Origin of the sequence: Mycobacterium sp., from assembly GCF_049683935.1 — a bacterium.
Lineage (GTDB): Bacteria > Actinomycetota > Actinomycetes > Mycobacteriales > Mycobacteriaceae > Mycobacterium.
This window is the reverse complement of the sequence record NZ_JBAUJR010000292.1, coordinates 13,121-27,688: the sequence shown is the minus strand read 5'-3', so window position 1 is coordinate 27,688 and position 14,568 is coordinate 13,121. Positions and strand designations below refer to the sequence as shown.

The following is a 14,568-nucleotide window of genomic DNA, read 5'->3' as shown; positions in this document are numbered from 1 at the left end:
CCCGCGGCGGCGGTGGCGGTCCCGTCGGGTCTCGCGGGAGTGGTCACCGTGGCGGTCGGCGCCGTCGCCACCGCGGCGCTGTGGCATTGGTGGTGCGGTCGATGTCGCGGGGTCGTGGCACGATCGTCCGGTGAGTCAAGAGGTGACCGGCCTGCACCTGATCCTGGGTGACGAAGAGCTCCTGGTCGAGCGTGCCATCGCGTCGGTACTGCAGCAGGCACGGGCGTCGGCAGGCACTGCTGACGTCCCGGTCGATCGGCTTCGCGCGGGCGAAGTCAGCACCAGCGAACTCGCCGAGCTGCTCAGCCCGTCGCTGTTCGCCGACGAACGTGTTGTGGTGCTGGAGGCCGCCGCCGAAGCGGGCAAGGAGTCGGTCGCGATCATCGAATCGGCTGCTGCGGATCTGCCCGAAGGGACGATGCTCGTGGTGGCGCACTCCGGCGGTGGCCGCGCGAAGTCCCTCGCCGACCATCTCAAGAAGCAGGGAGCGCAGGTTCACCCGTGCGCCAAAATCACCAAGGCATCCGAGCGGTCCGATTTCGTCCGCAAGGAGTTCCGCGCCCTGCGGGTGAAGGTCGACGACGACACGGTGACCGCGGTACTCGAGGCCGTCGGCTCCGACCTTCGTGAGCTGGCTGCGGCGTGTTCGCAGCTTGTCGCCGACACCGGAGGTGACCTCAGCGCGGCCGCTGTGCGCCGCTATCACTCGGGCAAAGCCGAGGTGAAGGGGTTCGACATCGCCGACAAGGCGGTCGTCGGGGATGTCGCCGGCGCCGCCGAGGCGTTGCGCTGGGCGATGATGGGCGGCGAACCGCTGGTGGTGCTGGCCGACGCGCTGGCTGAGGCGGTGCACACGATCGCCCGGGTCGGGCCGCTGTCAGGCGACCCCTACCGATTGGCCGGTGAGCTGGGCATGCCGCCGTGGCGGGTGCAGAAGGCGCAGAAGCAGGCGCGCCGGTGGTCAAGGGACTCTGTCGCCGAGGCGATGAGGCTGGTGGCCGCGCTGAACGCCGACGTCAAGGGGGCGGCAGCGGATGCGGACTACGCATTGGAAACCGCAGTTCGCAAGGTCGCCGAGCTGGTCCGCGAGTAATTGCGTGAGAGCTGGTCAGCGGACTGACCCGGACTCAGATCTTGTTGAAGGCCTGAGTGAGCGCGGACTTGCGGTTGGCGGCCTGATTCTTGTGGATCACGCCTTTGGTGGCCGCTTTGTCCAGCTGGCGGGTGGTCGCAGCGAGGAGTTCGCCGGCCTTCTCCTTGTCGCCCGACTCGAGCGCCGCACGGAAACCACGCACCGCCGTGTGCAGGGACGACTTCACCGACTTGTTGCGCAGCCTGCGGCGCTCGTTGGTGAGGATTCGCTTCTGCTGCGACTTGATGTTGGCCACGCGTGTATTCCTTCGTAAATCTCGACGGGATTGCTTGAGTCTGTGGGCGCCCACGGGGGGCAGCGACTGTTCAGGTTACCAGCGAGGTCACAAATGTCCCAAAGCGAGACCCACTGGCCTGCCGAAACGACAGAAATGTTGCAGCATGGCATTCGTGCGTATGCGAATCGCGTCGCATGGGAATAGGACTGCACCAGAAACTCCATAGACCGCCCACGTGAGGAGCACAAGACATCTTGGCGACCCAGAGCACACGGACCTCACGCAGTAACTCCAAGACTGCCAAACGGCACGACGGCGTCTTCGGTGGTTACAACACCATGGGCACGTACGCCGAGGCCTTCGACGAGATGTTCGACGGGCAGGGCAACGTCCGGGGCCCCTACAAGGGCATTCACACCGAACTCGCGCCTTCCGACGTGTCTGATCTGGAGGCACGCGCGGATGCGCTCGGACGTGCGTTCATCGATCAGGGCATCACGTTCTCGCTCTCCGGCCAGGAGCGGCCGTTCCCCCTGGACCTGGTCCCGAGGGTGATCTCGGCAGCGGAGTGGACTCGCCTGGAGCGCGGCATCCGCCAGCGCGTCAAGGCGCTGGAGATGTATCTGAGCGACATCTACGGCGAGCAGGAGATTCTGCGGGACGGTGTCATCCCTCGCCGGTTGGTCACCTCCTGCGAGCACTTCCACCGCGAGGCGGTGGGGATCATGCCGCCGAACGGGGTGCGCATCCATGTAGCCGGCATCGATCTGGTTCGTGACGGCCAGGGCAACTTCCGGGTGCTCGAGGACAACCTGCGCTCACCCTCGGGGGTGTCGTATGTGATGGAGAACCGCCGCACCATGGCTCGGGTTTTCCCGAACCTGTTCGCGACCCACCGGGTCCGTGCGGTCGGTGACTATGCGTCGCATCTGTTGCGGGCGCTGCGCAATGCCGCCGCCAACAACGTCGCCGATCCGACCGTCGTGGTGCTCACCCCCGGTGTCTACAACTCCGCGTACTTCGAGCATTCGCTGCTGGCCCGCCAGATGGGTGTGGAACTCGTCGAGGGCCGCGACCTGTTCTGCCGGGACAACACCGTGTACATGCGCACCACCGAGGGCGAACGCCAGGTCGACGTCGTCTACCGACGCATCGACGACGACTTTCTGGACCCGATGCAGTTCAAGCCCGACTCGGTGCTGGGCGTGGCGGGCATCCTCAACGCCGCCCGGGCCGGCAACGTCGTCATCTCCAGTGCGGTGGGCAACGGGGTCGGCGACGACAAACTCGTCTACACCTACGTGCCGACGATCATCGAGTACTACCTCGGCGAGAAGCCGCTGCTGGCCAACGTCGACACGTTCCGGTGCTGGCTCCCCGAGGAACGCGAGGAGGTGCTCGACCGCGTCGACGAGCTGGTCATCAAACCGGTCGAGGGTTCCGGTGGCTACGGCATCGTCTTCGGCCCCAACGCCTCGGAGAAGGAGCTGGCCACGATCTCGAGGAAGATCAACGCCGACCCGCGCGGGTGGATCGCCCAGCCGGTGGTGCAGTTGTCGACGGTGCCCACCCAGATCGGCGACGAACTCTCGCCCCGGCACGTCGACCTGCGTCCCTTCGCCGTCAACGACGGAGACGACGTCTGGGTGCTGCCCGGTGGTCTGACACGGGTGGCGCTACCGGAAGGCTCGCTGGTGGTGAACTCGAGTCAGGGTGGTGGATCGAAGGACACCTGGGTTCTTGCCTCGCGTGCGTCGGTGGCCGACCGCGAACTGGCTGCCGCGGAGGTGGTTCGGTCACTTCCGAAGACCGCCAGGGGATCCAAGGCCGAGAAGAACGGCGACGGATCGTCGTCCCAGCAGACGCAGCAACAACAGTCTCAGGCGGCCGGTCCCGGCCAGACTCAACAGCAACAACAGCAGCAACAGCAGGCGGTGGTCGACTGATGTTGGCACGCAACGCCGAATCCCTGTACTGGATCGGGCGCTATGTCGAGCGCGCCGACGACACGGCCCGCATCCTGGACGTCACCGTCCACCAGCTCCTCGAGGATTCCAGCGTGGACCCGAACCAGGCGTCGCGCACGCTGCTGCGGGTGCTCGGTATCGAACCCCCCGACATCGACCTGGACGTGTGGTCGCTGACCGATCTGGTTGCCTTCAGCCGCGACACGAACGGCGGTTGCTCCATCGTCGACGCGATCTCGGCGGCCCGGGAGAATGCCCGCGGCGCAAGGGAGGTCACGTCCACCGAGATCTGGGAATGCCTCAATACCACCTACAACGCATTGGCCGAGCGCGAGCGGGCCGCCAAACGCCTCGGCCCGCACGAGTTCCTGTCCTACGTCGAAGGCCGTGCGGCGATGTTCGCCGGTCTGGCCGACTCCACGCTGTCCCGCGACGACGGCTACCGGTTCATGGTGCTGGGCCGGGCCATCGAACGCGTCGACATGACGGTGCGCCTGCTGCTCGCCCGAGTCGGTGACAGCGCATCGTCGCCGGCCTGGGTCACGGTGCTGCGCTCCGCGGGTGCGCACGACACGTATCTGCGTACTTACCGTGGGGTGCTCGACGCTGCCCGTGTCGTCGAGTTCATGTTGTTGGACAGGCTCTTTCCGCGATCGGTGATGTACTCGCTGCGACTGGCCGAACACAGCCTCGACGAACTGCACAAGAGACGGCTCAACCGGGTGGGCGCGACGGCGGAGGTGCAACGTCTGCTCGGACGTGCCCGCAGCGAGTTGGAGTTCATGCCGCAGGGTGTGCTTCTGGAATCGCTCGAGGAACGTCTGGCCGCCATTCAGGCGACGTGCGCCGACGTCGGAGAAGCGTTGGCGTTGGAGTACTTCCACTCCGCACCGTGGGTGGCGTGGACGGATGCGGGCCGTGACGGTTCGCTGGTGATCGAGGAAGGCGAGGTCTGAATATGTGGCGGATGCGGATCATTCATGCCACCGGCTATGCCTACAAGTCTCCGGTGACGGCGTCGTTCAACGAAGCGCGCCTGACCCCACGATCTGATTCGAGGCAGAACGTCATCCTCAACCGGGTCGAAACCATCCCCGCCACAAGGTCCTACCGCTACGTCGACTACTGGGGCACCGCGGTCACGTCGTTCGACCTTCACGCGCCGCACACCGAGTTGGAGGTCACCGCGTCCTCGGTGGTGGAGACCGACAAGCCTGAGGTTCCGAAGATCAAGATCAGCTGGGAGGACCTCGCCGGCGAGGCGGTGATCGACAAGTACGACGAGATGCTGGCTCCCACCCACTACGTGCCCGCGAGCAAGCGGATCGAACGCGTGGGCCGCCGTATCGCCAAGTACCACGACCCGACCGAGGCCGTCATCGAGGCCGCACGTTGGGTGCAGGGCGAACTGAAGTATGTGCCCGGCACCACCGGCGTGCACACCTCCGGTGTCGACGCGTTGCGCGAGGGCCGGGGGGTCTGTCAGGACTTCGCGCATCTGACATTGATGTTGTTGCGCGGCATGGGAATTCCGGCACGCTACGTGTCGGGTTACCTGCACCCGAAGCGCAACGCGAAGATGGGCGACACCGTCGAAGGTCAGAGCCATGCCTGGATCCAGGCGTGGACGGGGGAGTGGTGGCACTACGACCCCACCAACGACAAGGAGATCAACGAGCAGTACATCAGCGTGGGTGTGGGCCGTGACTATGCGGACGTCACCCCGCTCAAGGGCATCTACTCGGGTGAGGGATCAACCGATCTCGACGTCGTCGTGGAGATCACCCGACTGGCTTAGTGCACACGCCTGGGTGCACCTCCACGCGGTGCAGGTCGTCGCCGATCTCGATCTGACGGTCGAACTCCGACGCGGCCAGCGCCCGCCAGTCCTCTTCCTGACCCGGCTGGATCGCGGGCACGTAGTGGGTCAGGATCAGGATGCCGACGCCGGCGCGAGCAGCAGTGGCGGCCGCCTGTTCCACCGACGAGTGGTAGTCGCAGATGTCCCGGATCCGCTGCATCGGCAGCGGGTCGATGAGGTCTTTGCGAATCGCGGTGTGCACCAATGCCCCGGCACCGGCTGCCAGCTCATCGAGCGTGGGGCAGGGCACCGAATCGCCGGCCAGCACCACCGATGCCCCCTCGTGCTCGACGCGGAACCCGATCGTCGGCGCGACGGGCCGGTGATCGGTGGGTGCGACCCGGATCTGGACGCCGTCGCGACCCCACACCACGCCGTCGGTCACCTCCTCGACCTCGACCGGCGGCGGCGTGGTCAGGTCGGCGTGGTGGGCGATGCGGTACCCGATGTCGAAGTCGAACGCCTTCATCATGTTCTCGACGACCTCTGCGGTTCCCGGCGGGCCGATGATCGGCAACGGGGCCAGATCCGGGGCGAAGTTCGACACCCACCGGGTGATGATCACGTCGCCCAGGTCGGCGATGTGGTCGCTGTGCAGGTGGGTCAGCAGCAGCGCGCTGAGATTGTTGGCACCCGTCCCGAGGGCGGCCATGCGCTGCAGCACCCCGCGCCCGCAGTCCACGAGGAACGTCTGACCGCCCGCACGCACGAGGGTGGACGGTCCCGCGCGGCGGGCGTCGGGGATGGGGCTGCCGGTTCCCAACAGGGTGACTTCGATCATGGCTTCCACCTAACTCCGTGTTTCGGTGTCCGGGGGGCCGAAAACGCCGAACCCGGCCGTCTTATTGCCTAGCCTGGGGTGTGAGGGAAGTCACGATGGGCGGAGAGGGCGATGCGGATATCCGACGTCTTGCGCAACAAGGGTGCGACGGTGGCCACGATCACGCCGGAGACTTCGGTTGCCGGCCTGCTGACCGAGCTGTCCGTGCGCAACATCGGCGCGATGGTGGTGGTCTCGCCGGACGGATTGCTGGGCATCGTGTCCGAGCGGGATGTGGTGCGAATGCTGCACGAGATCGGTGCTGAGCTGCTCAACCGTCCGGTGTCGGAGATCATGACGACGCTGGTGGCGACGTGCTCGCCGGACGACTCGGTCGACAACCTCAGCGTGTTGATGACCACGAACAGGGTCCGTCACGTTCCCGTCGTGGTCGACGGCCGGCTCGCGGGGATCGTCAGCATCGGTGACGTCGTCAAGATCCGCATGGAGGAACTCGAGCGCGAGCAGCAGCAGCTCCAGGCCTACATCACGCAGGGCTGACCGGGTGCCGCAGGCGATCGACGTCCGCGTCGCACAGAAATCCGACGTGCGGGCTCTGGCGCGGGTGCTGGCCCGGGCCTTCTTCGACGATCCGGTGATGCAGTGGATGCTGCCCGACGAGGCACGCCGGGCCAGAGCGCTGCCGCGGGTCTTCGGGGCGATGACGCGCCACCACTTCCTGGCCGGCGACGCCGTGGACGTGGCGAGCCGGGCCGGGCAGGTGGGAGCTGCGGCGCTGTGGGATCCGCCGGGCCGCTGGAAGCAGACTCCGCGTGAGGAATTGCGGATGATGCCGAGCTTCCTGCTGGCGATGGGGCGGCATTTCAGGCGGGGTAAGGCCATGAGCGAGATGATGAAGCGCAACCATCCCGAGGAGCCGCACTGGTATCTGGCCGTGATCGGTAGTGATCCCGATGTCCGCGGGGCCGGCTTCGGGCAGGTGCTGATGCGGTCGCGGCTGGACCGCTGCGACGCCGAGGGCGCCCCCGCCTACCTGGAGTCGAGCAAGGAATCCAACGTGCCGTACTACATGCGGTGGGGCTTCGACGTGACCGGCGAGCTCACCCTTCCCGACGGCGGGCCCACGATGTGGCAGATGTGGCGTCAGCCGCGCTGAGGCAGCGGATCAGGACCAGGAATACTCGGCCCGCAGTCGCGCGGCGACGATGTCGAACACCGGGCGTTCCAGAACCGCGCCCTCGCGCCGGATGCCTTCCTCGGGAACGTCGAGCACCCGATCAAGCCGCACCCAACTGACCCGACCCTCCGAGTCCCAGCTTCCGCTGCCGATGCTGACCCAGTTCGGGTCGTCGCGGTGGTGATCCTGGCTGGAGAGCATCAGGCCGAGCAGGACGCTGCGGTCCCGGCCGACGACCAGCACCGGGCGGTCCTTTCCCCGGCTCGGGTCGTCCTCGTAGACCACCCAGGTCCACACGACCTCGCCCGGGTCGGCCTGACCGTCCAGATCCGGCGCGTAGACCACCTTGCGGGCACGGTGTGCGCTGGGAACGAAGTTGCGCGACACCGGACGGCCGGCGGGCAACGCGGGTGTCGGGCTTTCGGACGATCCGGTGAGGGTGTCCAGGCCGATCTTGATGCCCTGCTGGATGCCGCGCTGGATCGTGTCCGACCTCTGCAGCTGACGAGCCAGTTTGGGCGCCTCGTTGAAGACGAGGTTCTCGGTGCTCTTGAGCAAGAAGCGCTGGAACGTCTTCCAATTCGATGACGGTGGCGCCATATCCGCCAGCATAAGCGCTCGGCGGCATGCTCGATTGTGTCGCGAGGGCGTGCTGTCGATACTCTGGACGGGCCTGCACAGGCCGACGTACCCCGTTCACCAGGAGATTCCCATCAGCAGCTTCGCCGACAAGACCTTCACTGCGCCGGCGCAGATTCGGAACTTCTGCATCATCGCTCACATCGACCACGGCAAGTCGACGCTCGCCGACCGGATGCTGGGCATCACCGGCGTCGTCGCCGACCGGGACATGCGGGCGCAGTACCTGGACCGGATGGACATCGAGCGTGAGCGCGGCATCACGATCAAGGCGCAGAACGTGCGGCTGCCGTGGCAGGTGAACGGCGAAGAGTTCGTGCTGCACCTGATCGACACCCCCGGTCACGTCGACTTCACCTACGAGGTGTCCCGCGCGCTGGAGGCGTGCGAGGGCGCGGTGCTGCTCGTCGATGCCGCCCAGGGCATCGAGGCGCAGACGCTGGCGAACCTGTACCTGGCGCTCGACCGCGACCTGACGATCATCCCGGTGCTCAACAAGATCGACCTTCCCGCCGCCGATCCGGACCGCTACGCCGGTGAGATCGCGCACATCATCGGCTGCGAGCCCTCGGACGTCCTGAGGGTGTCCGGCAAGACCGGCGAGGGCGTCACCGAGTTGCTCGACGAGGTGGTCCGGCTGATCCCGGCACCGGTCGGCGACGCGGATGCGCCGGCACGCGCGATGATCTTCGACTCGGTCTACGACATCTACCGCGGCGTGGTGACCTACGTCCGCGTGGTGGACGGCAAGCTGAGCCCGCGCGAGAAGATCAAGATGATGTCCACCGGCACCACCCACGAACTGCTGGAAGTCGGCATCGTCTCGCCCGAACCCAAGGCCACCGCCGGCCTCGGGGTCGGCGAGGTGGGCTATCTGATCACCGGGGTGAAAGACGTCCGGCAGTCGAAGGTGGGCGACACCGTCACCACGGCGCGGCACGGAGCCACCGAGGCGCTGACCGGCTACCGCGAACCCAAGCCGATGGTCTATTCGGGCCTCTACCCGGTCGACGGCTCCGACTACCCGAACCTGCGCGATGCACTGGAACGGCTGCAGCTCAACGACGCGGCGCTGACGTGGGAACCGGAGACCTCCGTCGCGCTCGGCTTCGGGTTCCGGTGCGGCTTCCTCGGCCTGCTGCACATGGAGATCACCCGCGAGCGCCTGGAACGCGAGTTCGACCTGGACCTGATCTCGACGGCGCCCAACGTGGTCTACCGGGTGGTGAAGGATGACGGAACCGAGATCGTCGTGACCAATCCGTCGGACTGGCAGGAAGGCAAGGTCCGGTCCGTCTACGAGCCGGTGGTGAAGACCACGATCATCGCCCCCAGCGAGTTCATCGGCACCATCATGGAACTGTGTCAGTCCCGCCGCGGCGAACTCGGCGGCATGGACTACCTGTCACCCGAGCGTGTCGAACTGCGGTACACGATGCCGTTGGGCGAGATCATCTTCGACTTCTTCGACTCGCTGAAATCCCGGACCCGCGGCTACGCCAGCCTGGACTACGAAGAGGCGGGCGAACAGGAAGCCGACCTCGTCAAGGTCGATATCCTGCTGCAGGGTGAGGCCGTCGACGCGTTCAGTGCCATCGTGCACAAGGACTCCGCTGCGGCCTACGGCAACAAGATGACCTCCAAGCTCAAAGAGCTCATCCCGCGACAGCAGTTCGAGGTGCCGGTCCAGGCGGCGGTCGGATCGAGAATCATTGCGCGCGAGAACATCCGGGCCATCCGCAAGGACGTGCTCTCCAAGTGCTACGGCGGTGACATCACCCGCAAACGCAAGCTGCTGGAGAAGCAGAAGGAGGGCAAGAAGCGGATGAAGACCATCGGCCGGGTCGAGGTTCCGCAGGAGGCCTTTGTCGCCGCGCTGTCCAGCGACGCACCGTCGGACAAGGCGAGCAAGAAGTAGCACATCTGTCGTCGCGGGACGACAATGGGTCGACTGGGCCGTTGACGACGGGGTGGTGACCGCGATGGCGCCGACATTGCAGTTCAGCGCGACTGTGGTCGTGGCGCTCGCCCTGTCCGGGTGTGTCAGCACCGTGGACGGCGCTGCGGTGCGCGCCGGAGGCGAATCGGATCCGTTCTCCCTGCTGCACGAGGAGGACCTCGAGGACGTCCTGCTCGACGAAGCCGAACTCAACGACGTGCTGGGCACCACCGAGGTCGAGGTCTTCGAGGATCTCTACGAGATGACCGACGACTCCGCCGACATCTCCGAACCGGACTGTATCGGGGCGGTGTTCAGCGCCGAGGAACCCGTATACGCGTCGACTCGCTACACCGGCGTGCACTCCCGACTGGCCGAAGAAGCCGACAACGACTTCGGATTCTTCATCGAGCAGGCCGTCGTGACGATGCCTTCGGTCGAGGCAGCCGCCGGTTTCCTCGACAGGTCGGCGCAGACGTGGAGCGACTGCACCGCGACGACGCTGTTTTACGACACCGGTGAGGACTCGATTGAACTGGCACTTCAGGACGTCATCCGCGACGGGCCGATGATCGGTCAACGAGTCTCCATCGTCGACGGCGACTCGGGGTGCGAGCACACACTGGCCGCCGTCAAGAATGTGATCGTCGAAGTTTTTGTATGTGGGGTGCAGTCGCGCGACTATGCGACCAAGATGGTCACCAGAATGGTCGCCAACGTCGGCGAGTAGTAGCGAACAGGAGGGGCCGATGGCGGCAAGGCTCGTCGCGTCCCTGGCGGCCGGCTGTCTCGCGCTGGCCGGCTGCTCGGGGGCGCCGGCCGACGATCGGCCCGTCGTCCGCATCGAGCAGGCTGCAAAACCCCTTGCGGCGGTTCCGCTCGGAGGCTTCCTGCCGAGCGCGCAGGAGTTGTCGACAACGCTCGGCACCGGGCCAGACGGCTTCATGGGGCAACTGGTCGAAGGTGGCGAGGACATGTTGCTGCGCAGTGTCAGCGAGGCTGAGGCGACCCCGGCCGACTGTGTCAGCACCGCCTACCGGCTGGAGAAGATCGTCTACGACAGCGGCCCGGTGCAGTCGGTGGCCAGCACCTCCTGGGCCGGCGGTGGCTTCGACGGCCCACCGGTCGCAGGTTTCTTCGGGGTGGTGCAGATGGCGAGCGCCGCCCACGCGCAGGAGTTCTTCGCCGCCATCACCGACAAGTGGCGGCGCTGCAACGGCCAGACCTTGGCGCTGCAGCAACCCGGTCAGGGCGCCGAGGGGCTGAGCAGGATCGTCGACGTCGGTTTCGGCGAGCGCATCGTCTCCGCGACGGTGCTGCACGCATCCGGAGCCGCCGGTTCGGCGAGCGCCTCGCGCGCACTCGGCGTGGCGGGTGACTGCATCGTGGATGTCGAGGTCACCGATCCTCGCGCGGCAGGCGGCCCGAACCCGGCCACCGGCGTCGCCGAGCTCATTCTCGACAAGGTCGCCGCGCAGCGCTGACGGTGTCCTGAACGGCAGCTGTGAGAGACAATGCCTTGGTGACCGGCGCCGCGAACTCCATCCACGCGATCCGGTGGGGCCGCGCCATCGGCGCGTTGATCGCGGCAGCCGGACTGCTGTCCGGATGTGCCACCACGGTGGAGGGCACGGCGGTTCGCGGCCAGGGATCAGGTCCGCTGAACGTGCCGCCCCTCGAGGAGGCCGACCTCGACAACGTCCTGATCACCATCGGCGAGCTCAACGGCATCGTCGGCTCGACCCAGATGAAGGTCACCAGTGAGCTCGACGAGATGACCGACCATTCGGCGGATGTCTCCGACCCGGACTGTCTCGGCGCCGTCTACGGAGCCGAGGAACCGGTGTACGCAGGCACGGACTGGACAGCGGTGCGCGATCAGGTGGCGCGGGAACCCGGCGAGGACAACGATCACTGGGTCGAACAGACGGCGGTGCTGTACCCGGCCGCGTCCAATGCCCAGGATTTCTTCGACACCTCGACGGCGACGTGGCAGGACTGCGCCGACAGCGCCATCGCAGTGGGTGACGGCGACTACCTCTGGGCGCTCGAGGGCGTCGAGGTCGGCGACTCCATGATCACCCAGATGGCCAGTCAGGAGGGCGCCGACGGTTGGGCCTGCCAGCACGCGCTGTCGCTGGTCTCCAATGTGACGGTGGAGGCCTGGGCCTGCGGCTACAGCATCACCGACGAGGCCTCCGAGATCGCGACCGCGATGGTCGACAACGCCGCGGCGGGATGACCGGCGCTACATCGGTGCGTTGGCGGGCTGGAAGTTGCCGGAGGTATCGGCTTCCTCCTCGGCGCGGATGACGTGCACGACAGCGTTGATCAGCGCCAGGTGGGTGAAGGCCTGCGGGAAGTTGCCCAAATGCCGGCCGGTGCGAGGTTCGATCTCCTCGGCGTAAAGGTGCAGCGGGCTGGCGAAGGACAGCAGCCGCTCACACAGGTGCTTCGCGCGGTGGAACTCGCCGATCTCGACCAACGCCGACACCAGCCAGAACGAGCAGATGGTGAAGGTTCCCTCCTCGCCGGCGAGGCCGTCGTCGGTCTCCTCGACGCGGTATCGCAGCACCAGGCCTTCCTCGGTGAGTTCGTCCGCGATCGCGAGGACAGTGGCGCGGATTCGGGGGTCGTCGGATGGCAGGAAGCGGGTGAGCACCGCCAGCAGCAGCGAGGCGTCCAGTGCATCGTCGCCGTAACGCTGGGTGAGCACCCCGCGGGAATCGACTCCGTGTTCGAGGATGTCGGCTTTGATCGTCTCGGCGGTCTGGCGCCACTGCTGGGCGTAGGACTTCTCGCCTTCCAGTTCGGCGAGTTTGGCGCCTCGGTCGAGCGCCACCCAGCACATGATCTTGCTGGAGGTGAAGTGCTGCGGTTCGCCACGGACTTCCCAGATGCCTCGGTCGGGTTCGCGCCAGTGTTTGATCGCCTCCTCGACCTGTTCTTTGAGCACCGGCCACAGTGTTTCGGGGATCTGTTCGCGAGACTTGGTGTGCAGGTAGACCGAGTCGAGCATGGTGCCCCAGATGTCGTGCTGCATCTGGTTGTAGGCGCCGTTGCCGATGCGCACCGGGCGGGCGTTGTCGTAGCCGGAGAGGTGGTCGAGTTCCTCTTCGACGAGGCTGCGTTCGCCGCCGACCCCGTACATCACCTGCAGCGGATGCCGCTCGCCGTTGTTGGCCCCGGAGACGTCGGCGATGAAGGCGAAGAAGTCGTCGGCCTCGCGGTCCAGGCCGAGGGTGTAGAGGCCCCACAGCGCGAAGGTGGAATCGCGCACCCAGGCATAGCGGTAGTCCCAGTTGCGTTCACCCTGAGGCGTTTCCGGCAGCGACGTGGTGGGCGCGGCCAGCAGCGCACCCGTCGGCGAGTAGGTCAGACCCTTCAGTGTCAGCGCGCTGCGCTGCAGATAGGCCCGCCACGGGTGGTCGGGGAAGTCGCCGACGTTGATCCACTGGCGCCAGGACTCGCTGGTCTTCCACATCTTGTCGGCGGCTTCTTCATAGGTCTGCGGAGCGGGATGCCCGGACCAGCTCAAGGCGACGAACACGTTGTCGCCCTCGCTCAGTCGTGTCCGCGCCCGCGCTTCGCGGCCCTCGAGCCCGATGCGCAGGTTGGTGGTCAACCGCAGGGTCGGATGCGAATCCGGGTTCTTGCTCGCCCGCGCGATCGCCTCGCCGTACGCCTGCGCGGAGTACTCCCAGCCGGCGCTGGTGCGGTGGTAATCGAACGACGGCTCGCAGTTCATCACCAGTTCGACGGTGCCGCTCACGCATTTCACGGTGCGCAGCAGAATGTGCTCGGCGTCCCAGTCCATCGGGGTGCGGCGGTGGGTTCGTGACCTGGCTTCGAGGTCATGCCACGGGCCCATCACCAGCGCGTCCCGCACGATCAGCCAGCCGGTGTGCGTCTGCCAGGTGGTCTCCAGGATCAGGCTCCCCGGCAGGTAGCGGCGCGCTGCGGGCACCGACACCCCGTAGGGACCCAGCCGGAAGTGGCCTGCACCCCGGTCCAGGATCGCCCCGAACACGCTGGGGGAGTCGGGTCGCGGCACACACATCCATTCCACCGAACCGGCCGAGGAGATCAGGCACGTGGTCTCGCAGTCGGACAGGAAGGCGTAGTCCGCGATCGGCGGGAACGGGTTGCGCAGTGACCCGCCCGAGTAGGACGGCGGGGGTGAAACCACGGCGAAGGTCGTTTCGCTGTCGAGAGACGCACCATCGGAGGCATCGGTGTGCTGCAGAACCATTGGCCCATCATCAACTGCCGGACACCTCGTCGTCTACCGGAACACCCGTTGTGGCGAGCAGTTGCCAGACGCCTAGTCTGGCCGGGTGGGCAGCTTCCTCAATTGGTGGGACGGGGTCGAGCTCTGGCTGACCGGGCTGCCGTTCGTCGTCCAGACCCTGGTGGTGATGCCTGTGGTGCTCGCACTGGCGTACGGAACCGCGGTGCTGCTCGACGGCGCACTGGGCAACGGGATACGGCTGCGGCAGCGAATCCGGCGCACCCACGGCGACGGCGATGGTGAAGGAGGCGACGGATGAGCGGTTTGCCGCGCTCGCGGGTGACGTTGGTGCTGGTCGCCCTGATCGTGCTTGTCATCGTCATGTGGTTGTTCACCCGTTGAGACGGCCGACACGCCCTCACCGCCCGACCTCAGCAACTCTGTTACGCTTCCCGCCATGCAAACGGCGACCGGCAACAAGAGCGGCCACATCGTGGCCCTCATTGCCGTGGGTTCTCGCGTCGTCGCTGCCGTCGTTCACGTCTGCTGTTGTCTCTGACTCCTGATCCGTTCGCGGTCTGGTGTCGGGGGCCACTGTGGTCT

Annotated in this window: 15 protein-coding genes; 11 read left to right on the top strand and 4 right to left on the bottom strand. The window is 66.5% G+C overall.

The genetic code is table 11. The features are described from left to right. Nucleotides 1-151: 151 nt before the first annotated feature. Nucleotides 152-1,093: a DNA polymerase III subunit delta gene (holA, locus tag WA965_RS17260; RefSeq protein ID WP_526300412.1), complete on the top strand. Its 942-nt coding sequence runs from the start codon at nt 152-154 to the stop codon at nt 1,091-1,093. A gap of 34 nt (nt 1,094-1,127) precedes the next feature. On the opposite strand, the gene rpsT is transcribed toward holA, so the two are convergent. After that, a complete protein-coding gene (rpsT, locus tag WA965_RS17255; RefSeq protein WP_178359829.1) occupies nt 1,128-1,388 on the bottom strand; it encodes a 30S ribosomal protein S20 in 261 nt (86 codons plus the stop codon). A gap of 320 nt (nt 1,389-1,708) precedes the next feature. Between rpsT and WA965_RS17250 the strand changes: the two genes are divergently transcribed. From WA965_RS17250 to WA965_RS17240, 3 genes are read left to right on the top strand one after another with little or no spacing between them, the layout of a single operon-like run. After that, complete coding sequence (locus WA965_RS17250) at nt 1,709-3,316, top strand: circularly permuted type 2 ATP-grasp protein (protein WP_526300414.1); 1,608 nt, start codon at nt 1,709-1,711, stop codon at nt 3,314-3,316. Beyond that, nucleotides 3,316-4,293 (top strand): alpha-E domain-containing protein, encoded by a 978-nt coding sequence (locus WA965_RS17245; RefSeq protein WP_526300366.1) that lies wholly within the window; start codon nt 3,316-3,318, stop codon nt 4,291-4,293. Before WA965_RS17250 ends, WA965_RS17245 begins: the two co-directional genes overlap by 1 nt. A 2-nt stretch (nt 4,294-4,295) precedes the next feature. Then, nucleotides 4,296-5,135, top strand: a complete 840-nt coding sequence (locus WA965_RS17240; protein WP_526300368.1) for a transglutaminase-like domain-containing protein — start codon at nt 4,296-4,298, stop codon at nt 5,133-5,135. Here the strand turns inward: WA965_RS17240 and WA965_RS17235 are convergent. Then, entirely contained in the window at nt 5,119-5,979 is an 861-nt protein-coding gene (locus tag WA965_RS17235) for a ribonuclease Z (RefSeq protein WP_526300370.1), read from the bottom strand. The genes WA965_RS17240 and WA965_RS17235 overlap by 17 nt on opposite strands. A 111-nt stretch (nt 5,980-6,090) precedes the next feature. Here WA965_RS17235 and WA965_RS17230 point away from each other — a divergent pair, with 111 nt between their 5' ends. Together WA965_RS17230 and WA965_RS17225 are read left to right on the top strand one after the other, a co-directional pair. Further along, nucleotides 6,091-6,519 (top strand): CBS domain-containing protein, encoded by a 429-nt coding sequence (locus tag WA965_RS17230; protein ID WP_526300372.1) that lies wholly within the window; start codon nt 6,091-6,093, stop codon nt 6,517-6,519. A gap of 4 nt (nt 6,520-6,523) precedes the next feature. Beyond that, a complete protein-coding gene (locus WA965_RS17225; RefSeq protein ID WP_526300374.1) occupies nt 6,524-7,135 on the top strand; it encodes a GNAT family N-acetyltransferase in 612 nt (203 codons plus the stop codon). Between the two features lie 9 nt (nt 7,136-7,144). Here WA965_RS17225 and WA965_RS17220 read toward each other — a convergent pair whose 3' ends face one another. Then, nucleotides 7,145-7,768: a type II toxin-antitoxin system PemK/MazF family toxin gene (locus WA965_RS17220; RefSeq protein WP_526300376.1), complete on the bottom strand. Its 624-nt coding sequence runs from the start codon at nt 7,766-7,768 to the stop codon at nt 7,145-7,147. 22 nt (nt 7,769-7,790) lie between these two features. Between WA965_RS17220 and lepA the strand changes: the two genes are divergently transcribed. The 4 genes from lepA to WA965_RS17200 all read left to right on the top strand — a co-directional run bounded on the left by lepA (nt 7,791) and on the right by WA965_RS17200 (nt 11,976). After that, on the top strand, nt 7,791-9,713 hold the full coding sequence (lepA, locus tag WA965_RS17215; protein ID WP_526300378.1) for a translation elongation factor 4: 1,923 nt from the start codon (nt 7,791-7,793) through the stop codon (nt 9,711-9,713). Between the two features lie 64 nt (nt 9,714-9,777). Then, entirely contained in the window at nt 9,778-10,464 is a 687-nt protein-coding gene (locus WA965_RS17210; protein WP_526300380.1) for a sensor domain-containing protein, read from the top strand. A gap of 19 nt (nt 10,465-10,483) precedes the next feature. After that, nucleotides 10,484-11,218 carry a sensor domain-containing protein gene (locus WA965_RS17205; RefSeq protein ID WP_526300382.1) on the top strand — a complete coding sequence of 245 codons (735 nt, stop codon included), beginning with the start codon at nt 10,484-10,486 and terminating at the stop codon, nt 11,216-11,218. A gap of 38 nt (nt 11,219-11,256) precedes the next feature. Next, entirely contained in the window at nt 11,257-11,976 is a 720-nt protein-coding gene (locus tag WA965_RS17200; RefSeq protein ID WP_526300384.1) for a sensor domain-containing protein, read from the top strand. A gap of 6 nt (nt 11,977-11,982) precedes the next feature. Here WA965_RS17200 and WA965_RS17195 read toward each other — a convergent pair whose 3' ends face one another. Further along, nucleotides 11,983-13,986, bottom strand: a complete 2,004-nt coding sequence (locus WA965_RS17195; protein WP_526300386.1) for a glycoside hydrolase family 15 protein — start codon at nt 13,984-13,986, stop codon at nt 11,983-11,985. A gap of 85 nt (nt 13,987-14,071) precedes the next feature. Here WA965_RS17195 and WA965_RS17190 point away from each other — a divergent pair, with 85 nt between their 5' ends. Further along, entirely contained in the window at nt 14,072-14,284 is a 213-nt protein-coding gene (locus WA965_RS17190; protein ID WP_526300388.1) for a hypothetical protein, read from the top strand. The last annotated feature ends 284 nt before the right edge of the window (nt 14,285-14,568 follow it).

What these genes read in the sequence shown, in the direction of transcription:
- WA965_RS17250 (WP_526300414.1), top strand. Translation starts at nt 1,709, where the DNA reads ATGGGCACGTACGCCGAGGCCTTCGACGAGATGTTCGACGGGCAGGGC.
- WA965_RS17245 (WP_526300366.1), top strand. Translation starts at nt 3,316, where the DNA reads ATGTTGGCACGCAACGCCGAATCCCTGTACTGGATCGGGCGCTATGTC.
- WA965_RS17240 (WP_526300368.1), top strand. Translation starts at nt 4,296, where the DNA reads ATGTGGCGGATGCGGATCATTCATGCCACCGGCTATGCCTACAAGTCT.
- WA965_RS17235 (WP_526300370.1), bottom strand. Translation starts at nt 5,979, where the DNA reads ATGATCGAAGTCACCCTGTTGGGAACCGGCAGCCCCATCCCCGACGCC.
- WA965_RS17230 (WP_526300372.1), top strand. Translation starts at nt 6,091, where the DNA reads ATGCGGATATCCGACGTCTTGCGCAACAAGGGTGCGACGGTGGCCACG.
- WA965_RS17220 (WP_526300376.1), bottom strand. Translation starts at nt 7,768, where the DNA reads ATGCTGGCGGATATGGCGCCACCGTCATCGAATTGGAAGACGTTCCAG.
- WA965_RS17210 (WP_526300380.1), top strand. Translation starts at nt 9,778, where the DNA reads ATGGCGCCGACATTGCAGTTCAGCGCGACTGTGGTCGTGGCGCTCGCC.
- WA965_RS17205 (WP_526300382.1), top strand. Translation starts at nt 10,484, where the DNA reads ATGGCGGCAAGGCTCGTCGCGTCCCTGGCGGCCGGCTGTCTCGCGCTG.
- WA965_RS17195 (WP_526300386.1), bottom strand. Translation starts at nt 13,986, where the DNA reads ATGGTTCTGCAGCACACCGATGCCTCCGATGGTGCGTCTCTCGACAGC.